Source organism: Microvirga soli (genome assembly GCF_016734765.1).
Taxonomy (GTDB): domain Bacteria; phylum Pseudomonadota; class Alphaproteobacteria; order Rhizobiales; family Beijerinckiaceae; genus Microvirga; species Microvirga soli.
On sequence record NZ_JAERQE010000007.1, the window covers coordinates 17,215 to 33,787 of the forward strand.

Consider the following 16,573-nt stretch of genomic DNA (forward strand, 5'->3'; position numbering starts at 1 on the left):
GCCCTCCGGGTGGACACCTCGCCCAGCCGCTTCTGGGGTCATGGGCAAAACTGGAAGGAAGATGGACATCGGCAGCACCATTTCTGCCCCTCATTCCGCCGCACGGAGCCATGCCGGCGTGGGCTCCTGGGCCCTGGCATCTCGGCCCCCATCGGCATCGCCGACGGTGCGAGGCAGGCGGTAACCCTTGATCAGAGCATAGATGGCCGGGATGACCACCAGCGTCAGCACGGTCGACGAGATCATGCCGCCAATCATGGGCACGGCGATGCGCTGCATGATCTCCGACCCGGCCCCGCTGCTCCACAGGATCGGAACCAGACCCGCCATGATGGCGATCACCGTCATCATCTTGGGCCGGACACGCTCCACAGCGCCGATCATGATCGACCCATAGAGGTCGGCCCGGGTGAACGGACGGCCCTGGCGCTCCCGCTCCGCCTGCACCTCCTGCCGCGCGTGGTCGAGGTAGATCAGCATGATGACGCCGGTCTCGGCCGCAACCCCGGCCAATGCGATGAAGCCGACGGCGACCGCGACCGACATGTTGAAGCCGAGCCACCACATCAGCCAGATGCCGCCCACCAGCGCGAACGGCAGCGACAGCATGACGATGAGCGTTTCCGTCAGAGCCTGGAAATTGAGGTAGAGCAGCAGGAAGATGATCAGCAGCGTGACCGGCACCACGATCTTGAGGCGGGCCTCGGCGCGTTCCAGGTACTCGAACTGGCCGCTCCATTGGACGTGGTAGCCCGGCGGGAACTTGACCTCGTTCGCGACCGCCTGGCGCGCCTCGGCGACATAGCCGCCGAGATCGCGCCCGGCGATGTCGACGAAGATGTAGACCGCGAGCTGGCCGTTCTCCGTGCGGATCGCGGTCGCGCCCCGATTGAGCCTCACCTCCGCGACCTCGCCCAGTGGCACGGCGCCCCCGTTTGGCATCGGCACCTGCACCTCGGTGGCGATGGCCTGCGGGTTCGAGCGCAGCTCGCGCGGATAGCGCACATTGACGCTGTAGCGCTCACGGCCCTCGACGGTGGTGGTCACCGTCTCGCCGCCGAGCGCCGTGGCGATCACGTCCTGCACGTCCCCGACGGTCAGGCCATAGCGCCCGAGCGCCGTCCGGTTCGGGACGATGTCGAGGAAATAGCCTCCGATCACCCGCTCGGCATAGGCGCTCGACGTGCCGGGAACCGCCTTGACCACGGCCTCGACCTGACGTGCGATCTTCTCCATCTCGGCAAGGTCGGTGCCGAACACCTTGATGCCGACGGGCGTGCGGATGCCGGTCGAGAGCATGTCGATGCGCGCCTGGATCGGCATGGTCCAGGCGTTCGACACGCCGGGGAACTGCAGCGCCTTGTCCATCTCGGCCTTGAGGCTGTCGATGGTGACGCCGGGCCGCCACTCGTCCTTCGGCTTCAAGGTGATGATGGTCTCGAACATCTCCGTCGGGGCCGGATCGGTGGCGGTCAGCGCCCGTCCCGCCTTGCCGTAGACGGAGGCCACCTCCGGGAAGGACTTGATGATCCGGTCCTGGGTCTGCATGAGTTCGGCCGCCTTGGTGATCGACAGGCCCGGCAAGGTGGTGGGCATGTACATCAGCGTGCCCTCGTTCAGGGTCGGCATGAACTCGGAGCCGAGCTGGCGGGCCGGCCAGACCGTCACGCCGAGCGCCACCACAGCGAGCAGGATGGTCAAGACCTTCGCCCTGAGCACGCCGCGGATCACAGGTCGGTAGATCCAGATCAGGAATCGGTTAAGCGGATTTTTGTGTTCCGGGATGATCCGCCCACGCACGAAGATCACCATCAACGCGGGCACCAGCGTCACGGACAGGATGGCCGCCGCCGCCATGGCGAAGGTCTTGGTGAAGGCAAGCGGGCTAAACAGGCGCCCCTCCTGCGCCTCCAGCGTGAAGATCGGCAGGAACGAGACCGTGATGATCAGCAGGCTGAAGAACAGCGCCGGCCCGACCTCGGTCGCCGCCTTGATCAGGATCTCCACGCGCGGCTGGTCCGGCGGCGCCCGCTCCAGGTGCTTGTGGGCGTTCTCGATCATCACGATGGCCGCGTCGATCATCGCACCGACCGCGATGGCGATGCCGCCGAGGCTCATGATGTTGGACCCGAGCCCGAGGAGCTTCATTGCTCCGAAGGCCATCAGGATGCCGACGGGCAACATGAGGATCGCGACCAGGGCGCTGCGCAGGTGGAGCAGGAACACGACGCAGACCAGCGCGACGATGATGCTCTCCTCGATGAGCGTACCCTTGAGCGTCTCGATGGCGGCCTCGATCAACTGCGAGCGGTCATAGACGGGAACGATCTCGGTGCCCTCTGGCAAGCTCGAAGCGACCTCGGCGAGCCGCGCCTTCACGCTCTCGATCACGTTCAGTGCGTTGGCCCCGAACCGCTGCAGGACGATGCCGCTTGCGACCTCGCCCTCGCCGTTGAGCTCGGCGATGCCGCGTCGCTCATCTGGCCCGATCTCGACGCGGGCGACGTCGCCGAGCCGCAGGGGCGTGCCGGCTTGCGTCTTCAGGACGATGCTTTCGATGTCCTGGATGCTCTTGAGATAGCCGCGGCCGCGGACCATGAACTCGAATTCGGACAGTTCGACGGTGCGCCCGCCCACGTCGGCGTTGCTGGTGCGGATCGCCTCGCGCAGCGCCTGGAGCGAGATGCCCTGGGCGCGCAGCCGCCGCGGGTCCACGACGACGTTGTACTGCTTGACGAAACCGCCGACACTCGCGACCTCCGCGACGCCCTCGCCCTTCGAGGCCGCGAACCGGATCACCCAATCCTGCAGCGACCGCAACTCGGCCAAGGTCATGTTCTTGGCCATGACCGCGTACTGGTAGACCCAGCCCACGCCGGTGGCGTCCGGGCCCAGGCTGGGGGTGACGCCGGTGGGCAGGCGTCGTGCGGCCGCGTTCAGGTACTCCAGCACCCGCGAGCGGGCCCAGTACGCGTCGGTGCCGTCCTCGAAGATGATGTAGACGAACGAGGCGCCGAAGAACGAGAAGCCCCGCACCACCTTCGACTTCGGCACCGTCAGCATGGCGGTGGTGAGCGGGTAGGTGACCTGATCCTCCACCACCTGCGGCGCCTGACCCGGATAGTCGGTGTAGACGATGACCTGCACGTCGGAGAGATCGGGGATGGCGTCGAGCGGCAGGCTGCGCAGGGAGTACAGACCCGCCGCGACTGCGAACACCGTTCCGATCAGGACGAGCATCAGGTTGCGCGATGACCACGCGATGAGGCGGGCGATCATTGCGGCTTCTCCCCGGCCGGAGCCGCCATGCTCTGCAGTGCTGCCTTCAGGTTGCTTTCGGCATCAATCAGGAAGTTGGCGGATGTCACCACCTGATCCCCCGCGGCGACGCCCTCGCGGATCTCGACGAAGCCGTTTCCGCGAGCGCCGACCTTCACCTCACGCGGCTCGAAGCGGCCTTCACCCTTGTCGACGATCACGACCTGACGCGTGCCGGTGTCGATGAGCGCGCTGTCGGGCACCGCCACGACGGGCTTGTCGGCCCCCGTCGCGATTTCGACGTCGGTATACATGTCTGGCAGCAGGACGCCCTCCCGGTTCGGGATCTCGATCCGCACCCGGGCCGTCCGGGTCTCCGGGTTCACCTGCGGGTAGATCAGGCTGATTGTGCCGGTGAAGGCCAGGCCCGGCAGGCTGCGCACCTGGATCGTGACGGCCTGGCCGGGACGCACGGCGCCGAGATCGTGCTCCGGCACGTCCGCGAGGACCCAGAGGGTCGAGGTGTCGGCGATCCGGAACAGGACGTCACCGGGCATGGCCCGCATACCGTCCGTCGCATCGCGCTCCAGCACGATGCCATCCCGTGGGGCGGACCACGTGACGGTGGTCGGCACCTTGCGGACGCGCTCGATCTCGGAAAGCACCTCGGGTGGCACGTTCAGGTTCTCAAGGCGCCGCCGGGCCCCCTCCAGCACTGCCGCCCGGCCACCGCCGGCCCCACCGCTATCGGTGAGGACGCTCAGGTATTGCGCGCTGGCGGCGGAGATTTCCGGCGAGTAGAGCCGCAGCAGTGGCTGGCCGGCGCGCACCCGCTCGCCCGTCGTGACGTTTTCGACCTTTTCGATGAAGCCCTCGGAGCGCAGGGAGACAACGGCCACGCGCCGCTCGTCGAGCTTGATCGTGCCGGGCACGCGCACCGGCCGCGTGACGACCCGGCGCTCAGCCGGCTCGGAGCGTACGCCGGTGCGTTGCAGCCGGCCGGACGAAACCGTGACGGTCGATCCGTCCTCCGCCTCGCCTTCGTAGACGGGGGTGTAGTCCATGCCCATCGAGTCCTTCTTGGGAACCAGCGAGGTATCCGGCAGACCCATCGGGTTGCGATAGTAGAGGATCTTCTTTCCGCCACCCTGGCCGGCAGCGGTCGAGCCGGCGGGCGCATCCTTCGGCTTCTCATCGAAGCTCATGTCCTCTCCGACCCGAACGGCGACGTAATCCCGGCCATCCTCCGTCTTCTTCGGCCCGGCGGAATAGAAGGGCTTGCCGTCGGGTTCACGGTAATAGGCAACCGGGACGGTCGCTGCGGGAGAGGAGCCAGAGGCACCGGGGACGGAAGCAAGCCAGCTTGGCAACACAATGCCGCCAGGCAGGGAAAGGTCGCTCCGGCCCGCGCGGAAGCCGAGCCAGGCGCCGACGCCAAGCGTCAGGAGCAGCAACGCAGCGACGAGAAGGCGCCTGGGCGTTCGCTTGCCGCCCGAGGATCGGCGCTCGTCCGGCTCGAAGTCATGGAAGCGCGTCATCTGGTCCATCACTGCACCGCCTTCAGCACGAGCCGGTTCTGTACGGTGCCGGTCTCGCCCTGCACCTTCGCGGCCAGCGAGAGCTGCCAGTTGCCTTCCATCATCAGGTCGGTCCTGAACCGGTAGATCCCAGGCTCAGGTGCGGGCATCGGCTCGATGGGCGCCGTCATTGTCGGCATGCCGTCGGGAGCCATGTCGATCCGCCGCGCGAAAATCACCGCGTCGGGGACGAGCTGACCGGAGCGCCCGTCAACAAGGCGCACGTCCACCATGGCTGCACCCTGCTTCACCTCGCCTTGGACAAGCTCGAAGGCATGTTCCTTGAGTTCCGCGGTCGAGACCGGGGGCAACGTGCGGGCACGCGTCAGCCCGGACCGCGCCCTCGCCTCGGCCCAGAAGGTCGGAACCCAATCCGGGAGGGTTGAACGGTCAGGCAAGGCCTGGACCACGGACGGAGGGATCCAGGCCGGCAAGGCCGACCGATCCATCATCAGGAGGCCGAGGATGGCCGTTCCGACCACGGCCAGCCCCAGGAACGCAGCCGCAAGGGTGCGCCCTTTGGTGAGGAAAAACATCTGTCTGCAACCTAGTCATGCATAGCGAGGGCATTGCAGGCGCCACGGGGGACGCCCTTCGATGCGCGATCAAACCCCGTGATGCATCATCACGGGGCGACACCACCCGGCGCGGACGCCGGTGGAGGACTAGGCTTTGGGAGGATGATCCGGAGGCGGTGCGGGCAGACTGTCGCCACGTTGCGCGAAATAGGGGGTGAGCTCCGCCGCGAGCGCGACGCGCACCACCACCCAGCCAGCCATCGGCATGCTCTGGGAACACTTCGCGATACAGAGCACCGCGAACGGGCACGCTTTCATGTCGCTGCAGTCAGGCGGCGACTGGTCGCAGCAGGACATGTCATCCGCCGTCGACATAATGGGCGCGTTGAACCCAGCCCCCGCCGACGCGGCGGACGAACCACCGACGACAACAAGGCTCACGACCGCCAGGATCGTCAGCAACCGGGAAAGGGCCACCCAAAGTGCCATACCCAACACTTCCACATCAGGGCAGTTCAGAAAAGCCGCCACGGATCACATGATCGATACCGCTTCGGGTTTCAAGGTCAATCATGGGAGGATGGCTAAGCTGCTCGTTCCATGAGAGCCCACCCTGGTCGTGCTGACGGCCGCCTGACATGTTCGAGTGTGACGCTTTGGTCAACGAGCGCCGAACCTGAGAACGTTGGGCCATGTTTGTCAGGCTGGCGCCCATGGCTGCCACACCATCTGAAAGCCTGCCACAGCACTATGGCTTGCGTCCCAACGGAATTGTCTGTTTCCGCCCAACGTCCACCTTCCCGGCCTTCGACAACCTCCCTGCCCGCTTGACGGCCTCGGCCTTGCTTTGTGAACCGACGTTTGCAACCGAAAGGATGAACCGTTTGACAAGCTCACGCTGGAGATCTGCCTTGCGCTGCTCCTGTGCCGTCAGGCGAGGCTCGCGCTCCAAGGGAAGCGGCTGGGCGGATGCAACCTGCACCGGCTGAGCTGGAAGTCTTGCGGGATCCGCAGCCCCTTGGCTGGCCAAGGGCGAGCCTATGGCGGCGAGATGAACCCGGGCCCTCCGGCAATACTCGACCGAGCGGGGTGTCATCCGCTCCACCCCGTGGCCAGCCCGATACTTCATGAGCGCTCGGCACAGATCGCCGCCTGTGAGCCGCCAGGCCTTGGCAAGGTACTCGACCCCGTAGCGGATGTTGACCTGCGGATCGGCCAGGGCCTTCCTTGGGCCGGTGAAGCCAAGCATCGCCGCCGTGCCAGGACGGACCTGCATAAGTCCAAGCTCCCCGACCGTTCCGATAACGGATGGATTGTAGGAACTCTCGATCATGACGACGGCATCCGCAACAGCGGTCGGCAACCCGTGGCGCTCGGCCTCCCGGGCGACCAGCGGCAGATAATAGCCACGCCCTTTCGGTTGGACGGGCGGCAAGCCGACCAGGGTCTCCACCACAAGCGGCTTTGGCAGCGAGAGAATGATCTTCTCGATGCGGTCGGCCTCGGACCGGTCCTCGCTCCGGTGGAGGGACGCGAGGGCGGGCTGCGCGGCGGCGGCCGTCACCACGGCGGCAAGGCAGGCGGCAATGAGTAGCAGACGACCCACGGCATCCTCCGGCGGGGGGTGTACGAGACGGCCATGCTGACCACGGCAGGCCATGCCCGGCCAAGACGGCAACGCCTAGGCACGCTCATTCTCCGCGGGGAGCAGGTGTCGCACCGTCCAAGCGCGGTCCGGCGCACCGACACCACGCCGCACGCAACCTTCCGTGCAACGCATCTGTGATGGTCCGTCCGATTTTGCAAGACGGTGCGCAACACCACTCCTGCCGTGCGGACGGCATTGGCGTTCAGGCTTCGTCCGCGGCAGCCACGAAGAAGTAGCAGCCCTCGCGCTGGACGGCGGACCGCGCGGCTGTCACGTTGAAGCCGCCTGGGCTGTCCCCGTGCTTGCCCAGCGTGCCGCGGAACTTCCAGCCAGCACCGATGAGGAAGTCCGGGATCGCGCCGCTCTTTGGAATCGCGCAGAACAGTCCGCGCGCAAAGCGGCACTCGAAGTAGATGTAGGCCTGGGCCGCGGTCGTGCGTCTTGGCTTGTCGGGCATGCGGGGTCGCCCGGGGGACCTGCCCAATCCAATTTTGTTACGCCCATCACGGCCGGCCGCTGTCTTGGCGCGAACGCGGGAGGCTGCCGGCTTGTCTGTGCGGCGGTCATCGATCTTGTCCGGCAATGCAGCGCTCCGGAGAACAGGCACGGATCCATGTGCGAGGGACAATGCTCGTGACCGGGCCCACCCAGGCCCCACGCTCCCGCCCTCACGGGCCCAGGTGCCGGTGAGGGCTGACGCGCTGACGGGTTGTGCAAGGGTTAGGCGTAAACCCGGCTCATGAGGACGTCGTCGGGAGCGACACGGCCTGGACCGGTCGCACGATCAGATGATGTCGAAGGTTCGGGGAGGACGCTTCAGGCCGTCCGGGTCGGCGCCGGAGCCCTGTCGGCTCACCATGGCCAGCCTGGTGGCCGTGGCCGGAGCCATCGCGGAGCCAGGACCAAAGGACGGCAGGGCCATGCCGCAGACAGTGCCACAATGAGGGGGATGGTTGGGGCCGGCCCCGTCATGATCGGCCTCAAGGAGCGCGCAGGCGCAGATGTCCGATGCCCTGACACCGGCCGCGCCGTGGCCATCTCCGCCATCCGGCTGGGGCGACCCGTTGATGCGGGCGGCCGCCTCCCAGCTCTCAATGGAGACCGCGCTATGGGCGTGCAGGCCTGCCATGCCCCCGCCGTGCAGCAAGAACGCGGTCACGGCCGTAAGCATGAGGCTTGCGACAAGACGGCGTAAGCGGGTCCACACAGGGTCCAGTGACTTGCTCCTATGACCGACCCTCAACTGGCCGGCAAGCAACAGCATAGGGCTCTTGGCGGCCATCGCAAGCGCCTTGACCAGGACCACGCGGGGATTGGCGAACGGATCGAACCCCGAGCACCACATCCCCTCGATCCGTGTGCTTTGCGACCGCTTGGAAGCGGGCTGGCCTGGCGCCGCGGTGCAGGGGCATCGCCAGCCTGATCAGCCCTCGCCATCGATCAGCAGGTCGAGACCTGCCAGATCCAGGCGCTGCACCCCGCGGCCGACATCCTCGACCAAGTGGCGCCGACGCAGGTACCCGAACGCCCGGCTCACGGTCTCGATCTTGAGGCCCACGAAGTCGGCGATGTCGGACCTGGGCATGGGCACAGTCACGATGTCGCCCAGCCCAGTGTTCTGGTGCAGGAACCGCAGGAACAAGGCCAGGCGCTTCCGGGCGTCCTTTCGCCCAAGGAGGCCGACATGGTCGAGCGCCTCGCTCGCCCCGGCACGCAGGACATTCGCCAGCTGGCGCCCGAGGAGCGGATTGCATTCCCCCAGGCGCTGCAGCTTGCCGGCGTCGAATTCGAGCAGGACCGCGGGCGAAACCGCCTCGGCCGTCAGGGCCCGCTCGGCATGGATCAGTCCGAAATAGGCCCCCGAGAATGCGAACCGGACGATCTGGCGGGCACCGTCGGGGAAGAACCTGACGAGCCGCACCACACCCTCAAGGACGCGGAAGCAGCGGCTCTCGGTTGGACCACCCGCGAAGATGGCCTCATTCGGACCGACCGTCCGCCGGCCTCCCTGACGGATGAGGAAGGACCGGGACTCGTCCTCGGTCTCCAGGGTGCAGGGGAGATCCTCCAGGCGCCATGCCCTGGGATCCGGGCACAGGCACCCGACCGGTTCGGCCAGGGCGGTGTTGTTCAGTTCGCGACTCATGACGGCGGCCCAGGACAATGGAATGGCCAATGATGGCCAGGTCCTCATGCATGCCCCGAATTGGCCGCGCTGGCATTGATCCGGATCAAGCGCCCGGCCGCCGTGCCGGCGGCTACTGCCTTGACCGGCCGACGTGGCGCATTTCGCAGTGGCCAAGCGCGGAGGGGACTTGGCGATTGATCACGATCAATGACGCCATGCGGCTCAGCTGCGATGGTGCGACCGTGACAGAGAGCCTCTGACGCCGCAGCGCGGCCATTTCATAGGAGAAACGATCATGCGCACTTCCTTCGTTCTCGCGACCGCCGTGTCGGTGCTGGCTTTGGTGACCGTCCAACAGGTCGCGCACGCCGCCGAGCAGCGCGACCCCTCCCCGGCTCGTATCGTCGTTGCCATGGACAACATGGGCAGCATGCAGCAGGGCCCGGCCGGAGGTGCCATGCCGGCTGGCCAAAGCTCCGGCGGCACGGGCGGCGGCATGGGCATGTGCTGCGGCATGGGCAGCAGCATGTCCGGGTCCGGGCAAGCCACGATGGCGCCAGGCGGGCAGGCAGGGTCCGGCGCGATGCCGTCGGGGCAGGCTGGCCAGATGGGTGGCTCCGGCATGATGGATGACAACATGATGCGCATGCAGCAAGGCCAGACCGGCATGGCCCCCATGGGTCAGGGCGGCATGATGATGGACAACATGCGCCGCATGCAGCCCAACCAGCAGGGCGGGATGGGCATGATGAACAACGACGCGATGCGCATGCCGCCGGCGCCGATGGGCGGTGCGATGCCGGGGATGACCGCAGGCGGCGCGGACATGACGGACCGCATCGAGGGTCGGATTGCCTTTCTGAAGGCGGAGCTGAAGATCACTGACGCGCAAGCACCGGCCTGGAACCAGTTTGCCGAGGCCCTGCGCTCAAGCCGACAGCATCTGATCGAGGCCCGGCAACTGCTGGCGGCCCCGGCAGCCGATGCGAGCGCGACCGTGCGGCTGGAGCAGTACGAACGCCATCTTGGCGCCCGGCTGGAGGCCCTCAAGGCAGCGCGGAGCTCCTTTGCCCAGCTCCATGCCGGACTTGACGAGCACCAGAAGCACGTGGCGGAGGAACTGGTCGTGCCGCTCCTGGCCACCTTCTGAGCGGCCTGTGTGGGTCCAGGCCCTGGCTCCCCGCCTTGGATCGGAGCGACGCGGCAGCGGCGGCGCCCCCGGCGCCGCGGCGCTGTCGGTTTTGCTCCCGACCCCAATGCCCGCCATGCAAGCCGCGATGACCCCTCCGGCGACCCGGGACAGCTCTCCGAAAGCCAAGGACAATCAAGATCGGCTGGCAGTGACTTCATGGCACAGCGTTCTTCCTCCCACCACATGCACCAACGCCCCCTCACTGCACCTCTCGTCCTGACTGTCGCGGCAACCGCCTTCGTTGGCCTGTCCGCCCTTCAGGCGTTCGGCCAGGCGGGGGACGGCCATGCCGGGCACCACCCAGGCGCCGCCGTCCCTGGCATGGCCGCTCCGCCAAGTCCGGTCCCCTCGCCGGCCAATCCACCCACAGGTGTTCCGGGCAGCCCCTCCGCCATGCCCGGAATGCCGCCCCAGGGCGGCGCCATGGGCGGGATGATGAGCGGCATGGGCGAGATGATGGGCGGGCAACCGCAGAAGGAGTTCTACCCCTCCCTCATGGACCTGCCCACCCTGTCCCCCGAGCAGCGGCACACCATCGAAGCCCAGGCGCGGGCACGGATCAGCGCAGGCACCGACGAGATCGCAATCGCCGGGAACGCCCTCCGCCATGCGAATGCCTCAGGAGATGCCGCCGGAGCGGAACAAGCCGCCCGGCGCCTGCGGGACGGCCTTAATCAAGTGGACAGCGGCACGGCGGCGCTCCGGGCGCTTATGGAGGGAAAGGCCCCGCCACAGATTGCCCAGGATTGGTTCAAAGGACAGCTCAACCTCTCCACCGCAATGCCTGTCCACGCGTCCGAGGGCCCCCTCGGCCTGTCCTGGCTCCACGTGATGACCATGGCGCTGGGATCGGCCTTTGCTCTCGCCATGCTGGCGATCTATTTCGCGCGCATGCGCCGGGCGAACGCCCTCGTCGACCGCTTGTCGAGCGCCACCCTGGCTCCGATCATCCCTGCGGCGCCTCCGCCTGCGGCTACCACCGCACCGCAGCCCTCTCCTCCCGGAGCAACGCCAGCCGCAGTGGTCCCATCGCCGGCGGCCCCTCCCTCCGGTTCCTTGACCGCAGCGGCAGCACCGGCGTCCACGGGCACGCCAGCCCGTTCCGGACTGTGGAAAGGACAGCTTCGGGTGGCTGCCATCTTCGACGAAACACCGAACGTCAAGACGTTCCGGCTTAGGAACCCGCAGGGCGGCCCCATTCCCTTCACCTTCGTCCCCGGCCATTTCCTCACCTACTCGGCTCAGATCGATGGCAAGCTCGTGAGGCGCTCCTATACCATCGCGTCTTCGGCCGCCCAGACGGCCTATGTCGAGACCACCATCAAGCGCGAGGAGCAAGGACTCCTCTCACGATACATGTTCGACAATGTCGCCGTCGGTGATCTGGTGGATGTGATGGGACCATCAGGCGTGTTCACCTTCAGCGGGACGGAAGCCGAGAGCGTCGTGCTGATCGGCGGAGGGGTCGGCATCACGCCGCTCATGGCAGCGATCCGCTATCTCAACGACATTGCCTGGCCGGGCGAAATCTTCCTCGTCTATGGGGCGCGTTCAACGGCCGAGTTCATCTTCCGGGACGAGCTTGAGCACCTTCAGCGGCGGCACCCCAATCTGCACGTGATCGCCACGATGGCGCGGGCCGCCGGGACCTCATGGATGGGTCCGGAGGGGCCGATCACCAAGGAGCTCCTGGCGCAAGCGGTGCCCGAGATCGCCAAGCGGCGGGTTCATCTGTGCGGCCCTCCGGGCATGATGGAGGCTATGAGGAGGCTTCTGGCGGAGCTTGGGGTGCCCGGAGATCAGATCAGAACCGAGGCTTTCGGTCCTGCCAAAGGGGCCGTGCCCCCGCCCGGGGTGACGGTGACCGAGCCCATCCAACTGCAACCCGACGGGAGTGCCGGACCCGCCGCAGCGTTGCCGGCGGCGATTGGTCCGGCGACCGCCTCGATCCGCTTCGCCAAGTCGAACAAAATTGTGCCGCTGCCGCCCGACCAGAGCGTCCTTGAGGTCGCGGAGGCCGCCGACGTGCCCATCGATTACTCCTGCCGGGTTGGCACCTGCGGCATCTGCAAGACCAGGCTCCTGGAGGGCCAGGTGACCATGGCGGTCGACGAGGCGCTCACGTCGGAGGACAAGGCGCAGAACATCATTCTGGCGTGCCAGGCCAAGTCCATCGGCAACCTGGTGGTGGATGCCTGACATGAACGAGACCGAACGGCTCACCGTCGGGGCCGGCCTCACACTGCTCCTGTTCCTGACACCGGCGTTCGTCCTCCATACGTCGCCGCGGTTTCCGGGCAGTCTCACCGGAAGCATCCTTGGCATTGCAGCCGCCATCCTGATGGTGCTGCTACTGGTGTACCCCCTGGCCAAATACAGTACCCGGCTCAAGCCGCACATGGCTCGCCTGGTGTCCCTGCGCTCGCTGTTGGCCTTCCACGTCTATGCAGGAATACTTGGCGCACTGCTCGGGATCCTGCACACCGGGCACAAGTACCAGAGCCTGCTTGGGATCGCGCTCGTCGTCATGATGCTGACCGTTGTCGTCACGGGCTTTGTCGGCCGCTACTACCTGCCTCAGGTATCGGCCGAGTTGCGGGAGCAGCAGTCCCGGCTGGCCACACTCCGCTCCGCCTTCGATCAGACCGCCGTTGCCCTCGCAGGCCGGCCAGCGGCATCAGAAGTGGCGCCGCCGCTCCGCGCACCGGCGCTTCCCGGTGTGCCGATCCTCCAGCTCGTCGATGGCATCGCTGATCTTGAATACGCCATCGGCTCGCGTGATGCGGTGAAAGCGGTCTTCATGCGGTGGATCGTGGTCCATGTCGTTAGCGCGGTTGTAATGTACGTGCTGCTGGCGCTCCATGTCGCGGGCCAGCTTTACTATGGATTGCGGTGGCTCTCGTGAAGAAGCTCGGCCTGTTCTATACAGTTTTCATCACGGCATCGGTGCTGGTTGGCCTCGCTGCCACAGCGGCTCTCTACTATGCGGGATCGGCTGCTGTTCCGGGCTGGCGGAGTTTCTTCCAGCCTGGTCCTCTGTCGGGCAAGCACGCGTTCCTGAGCGACCAGTGCGAGACGTGCCACACTCCCACCAAAGGTGTCGAGGCGGCCACGTGCATCACCTGCCACTCATCCGCCGCAGCAGATCTGGCCAAGCAGTCGACAGCGTTTCACGCCAATGTTCAGGAATGCAGCGGCTGTCATGTCGAACACCAAGGCGGCTCGCGCCCGACCAGGATGGACCATGGTGCTCTCTTGCGGATTGGCTGGCACGCGGCAGGAACCTTGCAGGGCCATCCCGGTCTGTCGCGCCAAATGATCGATGACCTCGCAAGCTACCTTGGCATACCGGTGTCGGTACCTGCCGAGAAGGAGGGGCTCAACTGTGCCGCCTGCCACAGCAACCAGGATCCCCACCGGAAGCTCTTCGGGACCGAATGCGCTGATTGTCACGGAACATCGGCATGGCAGATTGCATCATTTCTGCACCCGTCGCCGACCTCGCGCGAATGTGCGCAGTGCCACCAGGCGCCGCCCAGCCATTACATGGAACACTTCAGCATGGTGTCGCAGAGAGTCGCCGGGCAGGAGCATGCCCAGGTGAGTCAATGTTACGCCTGCCACAAGACAAATGCGTGGAACGACATCAAAGGTGCAGGCTGGTACAAGCACCATTGAGCCAGCTGCGCTGAACGGCCCGGGTGGGCCTGATCCAACGACTTGGCTCGGCTTCGAGGCAGAGTAGATCTATCATGCAACACGTTTGTCTGGCGTCAGGTACGCCAACCTTCCGCTCAGTAGAAAAGATCTTTTGGAGTCGAGGAGACGGAGCGTGAACCGTTGGTCCTGGCTGGCTGTTGGGGTCGCGCTGCTGGGCAGCCTTGCCGTCGCATGGAGTCTCATGAGGCGAGAGGTTCAGGAGCCGAGCCATATCGTGGAGCCGGCGACCCTCTCACCAGCCGCTACCGCTGGCAAGGTGGCGTACGAGGCCAACTGCGCCGGCTGCCATGGGCCGACCGGGGCCGGCACGGATCGGGGTCCGCCCCTCGTTCATGTCATCTATCATCCGGGCCACCACGCGGATGGGGCCTTCTATGTGGCGGCGAAGTCAGGGGTTCGGCAGCACCACTGGCGCTTTGGCAACATGCCCCCGCAACCGCAAGTCAGCGATCCACAGCTTCAGGCCATTGTTCGCTACATTCGAGAGATCCAGCAGGCCAACGGCATCACGGCCGAACGTCCCGGCGGCTAAGCCCAGAGCAACCGTTGCCGGCAGGGCATACAGGGGCTGGCGAGCGGCTTCCACGAGGGCGGCTTTTTCGCGCGCCGGCGCCGGATGGTTGAACAAATCGGCTAGAGAGCCAATCGGTTTGGGAAGGCGTTGGAAGAACGCACAATCCCGGAGGGCAGAAACACGGGCGTCAACCCCACACTGAAGATATGGTTCACGATGCGCGAGGCGTGGATGGCGGATGCGGACCTCTTCATGGGGGAAGGCTTCTCGGTGTGCCGCCCGCTGAGCGGCCCGGGGTCCCAGGTTTGTACTGTTTCGAAGCTGAAGCGGGCCTGATGGCAAGCTAACTTTTTCAAACCTCCCCGGACCTGCGCTGGTGCCGGGCCTCATGGTAACGCCGCATCCAGTCGCGCCGACGCTGGACAAAAGGTTCGTCGGTTTCGCTCGGCAGCACGACCGGGACATTCAAGCACACGCTCTGGGCCGGCAGCACGTCGCTCCACGAGCGGATCAGGTCCTTGTAGACACGCCCCACGGCCCGCATGTTGCGATCCAGGTCGTAAAGCCCGAGCGGGTTGACGGTGCCTCTGTCCTCGCGCAGCGCCGTGTCCCAGTCCACCTGATCCGTCAGCGAGTACCAGGTGAAGCCGACGATAGGCACGCCGGTGTTGCGCACCCGCAGCACATTGGCCCACTGCTTCCAGAGCCAGTTGACGGCCTCGTCCCCGTTCGGCCCCTCGTTCATGTTGGTCTCGGTATGCATCACCGGCAGCTTGTACCGCTCGAAGTATTGGCGGGTGATGTCGTCATAGCCGAACACATCGCCCGCAGCCCAACTCCTCCCGTCGGCGGCCACCCGGTGCTCGTTGGTGACATAATAGTCATTGCCCATGATGCAGTGATGGCGCAGGGGGGAGTGCCGCAGGAAGAAATGATATTCCTCACGCGTCATGCCATTATCCATCAGGTACTCGTACATCCCGGAACTCACAGGATGGCCGTAGTTCAAGTCGAGCGACAGGAACCGGCGCGCATTGCCCAGCTCCGCAGGCTTGATAGCCTTGGGGTCTTCGGCATGGAAGTACTCGGAGGACTCGCTCTGGACGAAGATGGCGTCCGGCCGAACGTCGAGGATCGCCGCCATGGCGAGCACATTCGCCTTGACGATGTGCTTGAGCGCCGTGACGAAGGCACGGTCACTGGCGAGTTGCTCGTTCCACCAGCCATAATAGGCCGAGAAGGTGGCGCAGATGAACATCTCGTTGACGGGGGTGTAGAGCTGGACCCACGGAAACCGGCTGGCAAAGGCGCGGGCATAGTCCGCGAAAAGCTCCGGAAAATCGGGGTTCTGGAAGTCGCCGATCCAGTCCGGCACGCCGAAGTGGCACAGATCGACAATCGGGACAGTGTCGCGTTGCTTCAGATGGCCGAAGGTGAGGTCGGAGAACTCCCAGTCGTAGCGCTCAGGCCCGAGCCAGGTTTTGTGGATGGGAGGCCCATAACGCAGGAACTGAATGTCGAGGTCCTGGAGCAGCTCGAAGTCCGTCCTCCAATGCTTGTAGTGGCCGCACTTCTCCATCTCATCGATGCGCGTGCGGCCGTTGTTGATGGTCGGGTAGCTGTTCTCGATCCCGGTCGCGAACATGAACCATGGCGCCGCCATCATGGTCTCTCCTTTGGATTCCTGGCGCTCACAGGAGGGAGCTTGCATCGCAGTGCGCTAACGCGGGCGTGGGACTTCCGTTGCAGCCCGCCTTGGCACCCTGGCGGCCTGCCAGATGCGTCTCGAAGAGGCTCGCCGGACGGAACGGACGGCGAGCTCAGAGTTCGGCGTGATGCCTGTGTGAGCAGGCCGACGCGGTGACTTGGCGAACTCCACTGCATTGGCGGCAGCCGACCGTCCCGTGAACATTGCTCCACCCTTTTCGCGGGTCCATTCATCAGCTATTCGAGGGGCTGCCCCATAATGCCGTCTATGGCGAGCGGCCGTTGTCGCGTTGTGCGGCAATGTCTTGATC

Annotated in this window: 14 protein-coding genes; 5 read left to right on the forward strand and 9 right to left on the reverse strand. The window is 65.9% G+C overall.

The features are described 5' to 3' along the window. Positions 1–90: 90 nt before the first annotated feature. The 8 genes from JKL45_RS08585 to JKL45_RS08620 form a co-directional block, all read right to left on the reverse strand. Positions 91–3,279, reverse strand: a complete 3,189-nt coding sequence (locus tag JKL45_RS08585) for an efflux RND transporter permease subunit (protein WP_201860708.1) — start codon at positions 3,277–3,279, stop codon at positions 91–93. Further along, entirely contained in the window at positions 3,276–4,805 is a 1,530-nt protein-coding gene (locus tag JKL45_RS08590) for an efflux RND transporter periplasmic adaptor subunit (RefSeq protein WP_201860709.1), read from the reverse strand. The genes JKL45_RS08585 and JKL45_RS08590 overlap by 4 nt, the downstream gene beginning before the upstream one ends. Next, complete coding sequence (locus JKL45_RS08595) at positions 4,805–5,284, reverse strand: FixH family protein (RefSeq protein ID WP_201860844.1); 480 nt, start codon at positions 5,282–5,284, stop codon at positions 4,805–4,807. Before JKL45_RS08595 ends, JKL45_RS08590 begins: the two co-directional genes overlap by 1 nt. 216 nt (positions 5,285–5,500) lie before the next feature. After that, a complete protein-coding gene (locus JKL45_RS08600; RefSeq protein ID WP_201860710.1) occupies positions 5,501–5,884 on the reverse strand; it encodes a hypothetical protein in 384 nt (127 codons plus the stop codon). A 217-nt stretch (positions 5,885–6,101) separates the two neighbouring features. Next, positions 6,102–6,959: a lytic transglycosylase domain-containing protein gene (locus JKL45_RS08605; RefSeq protein WP_376771015.1), complete on the reverse strand. Its 858-nt coding sequence runs from the start codon at positions 6,957–6,959 to the stop codon at positions 6,102–6,104. Positions 6,960–7,203: 244 nt separating this feature from the next. Beyond that, complete coding sequence (locus tag JKL45_RS08610; RefSeq protein ID WP_201860711.1) at positions 7,204–7,458, reverse strand: hypothetical protein; 255 nt, start codon at positions 7,456–7,458, stop codon at positions 7,204–7,206. Positions 7,459–7,785: 327 nt separating this feature from the next. Further along, positions 7,786–8,346, reverse strand: a complete 561-nt coding sequence (locus JKL45_RS08615; protein ID WP_201860712.1) for a hypothetical protein — start codon at positions 8,344–8,346, stop codon at positions 7,786–7,788. A 78-nt stretch (positions 8,347–8,424) separates the two neighbouring features. Next, positions 8,425–9,147, reverse strand: a complete 723-nt coding sequence (locus tag JKL45_RS08620) for a Crp/Fnr family transcriptional regulator (RefSeq protein ID WP_201860713.1) — start codon at positions 9,145–9,147, stop codon at positions 8,425–8,427. Between the two features lie 277 nt (positions 9,148–9,424). Between JKL45_RS08620 and JKL45_RS08625 the strand changes: the two genes are divergently transcribed. The 5 genes from JKL45_RS08625 to JKL45_RS08645 all read left to right on the forward strand — a co-directional run bounded on the left by JKL45_RS08625 (position 9,425) and on the right by JKL45_RS08645 (position 14,573). Then, positions 9,425–10,279, forward strand: coding sequence for a Spy/CpxP family protein refolding chaperone (locus JKL45_RS08625; protein ID WP_201860714.1), 855 nt, complete (start codon positions 9,425–9,427; stop codon positions 10,277–10,279). 198 nt (positions 10,280–10,477) lie between these two features. Continuing rightward, a complete protein-coding gene (locus tag JKL45_RS08630) occupies positions 10,478–12,520 on the forward strand; it encodes a 2Fe-2S iron-sulfur cluster-binding protein (protein WP_246498400.1) in 2,043 nt (680 codons plus the stop codon). A 1-nt stretch (position 12,521) separates the two neighbouring features. Next, the gene (locus tag JKL45_RS08635) at positions 12,522–13,226 is read left to right on the forward strand and encodes an iron reductase (protein WP_201860715.1); all 705 of its coding nucleotides are present in this window, start codon (positions 12,522–12,524) and stop codon (positions 13,224–13,226) included. After that, the gene (locus tag JKL45_RS08640; protein WP_201860716.1) at positions 13,223–13,999 is read left to right on the forward strand and encodes a multiheme c-type cytochrome; all 777 of its coding nucleotides are present in this window, start codon (positions 13,223–13,225) and stop codon (positions 13,997–13,999) included. Before JKL45_RS08635 ends, JKL45_RS08640 begins: the two co-directional genes overlap by 4 nt. 154 nt (positions 14,000–14,153) lie before the next feature. Continuing rightward, positions 14,154–14,573: a c-type cytochrome gene (locus tag JKL45_RS08645; RefSeq protein WP_312896927.1), complete on the forward strand. Its 420-nt coding sequence runs from the start codon at positions 14,154–14,156 to the stop codon at positions 14,571–14,573. 334 nt (positions 14,574–14,907) lie between these two features. Here JKL45_RS08645 and JKL45_RS08650 read toward each other — a convergent pair whose 3' ends face one another. Next, positions 14,908–16,218 (reverse strand): family 1 glycosylhydrolase, encoded by a 1,311-nt coding sequence (locus JKL45_RS08650; RefSeq protein WP_201860848.1) that lies wholly within the window; start codon positions 16,216–16,218, stop codon positions 14,908–14,910. Positions 16,219–16,573 lie beyond the last annotated feature (355 nt).

Excerpts from the sequence above, each read along its gene's own strand:
- JKL45_RS08630 (WP_246498400.1), top strand. The coding sequence starts at position 10,478 with ATGGCACAGCGTTCTTCCTCCCACCACATGCACCAACGCCCCCTCACT.
- JKL45_RS08585 (WP_201860708.1), bottom strand. The coding sequence starts at position 3,279 with ATGATCGCCCGCCTCATCGCGTGGTCATCGCGCAACCTGATGCTCGTC.
- JKL45_RS08650 (WP_201860848.1), bottom strand. The coding sequence starts at position 16,218 with ATGGCGGCGCCATGGTTCATGTTCGCGACCGGGATCGAGAACAGCTAC.
- JKL45_RS08625 (WP_201860714.1), top strand. The coding sequence starts at position 9,425 with ATGCGCACTTCCTTCGTTCTCGCGACCGCCGTGTCGGTGCTGGCTTTG.
- JKL45_RS08610 (WP_201860711.1), bottom strand. The coding sequence starts at position 7,458 with ATGCCCGACAAGCCAAGACGCACGACCGCGGCCCAGGCCTACATCTAC.
- JKL45_RS08595 (WP_201860844.1), bottom strand. The coding sequence starts at position 5,284 with ATGGATCGGTCGGCCTTGCCGGCCTGGATCCCTCCGTCCGTGGTCCAG.
- JKL45_RS08635 (WP_201860715.1), top strand. The coding sequence starts at position 12,522 with ATGAACGAGACCGAACGGCTCACCGTCGGGGCCGGCCTCACACTGCTC.
- JKL45_RS08620 (WP_201860713.1), bottom strand. The coding sequence starts at position 9,147 with ATGAGTCGCGAACTGAACAACACCGCCCTGGCCGAACCGGTCGGGTGC.
- JKL45_RS08615 (WP_201860712.1), bottom strand. The coding sequence starts at position 8,346 with ATGTGGTGCTCGGGGTTCGATCCGTTCGCCAATCCCCGCGTGGTCCTG.
- JKL45_RS08590 (WP_201860709.1), bottom strand. The coding sequence starts at position 4,805 with ATGGACCAGATGACGCGCTTCCATGACTTCGAGCCGGACGAGCGCCGA.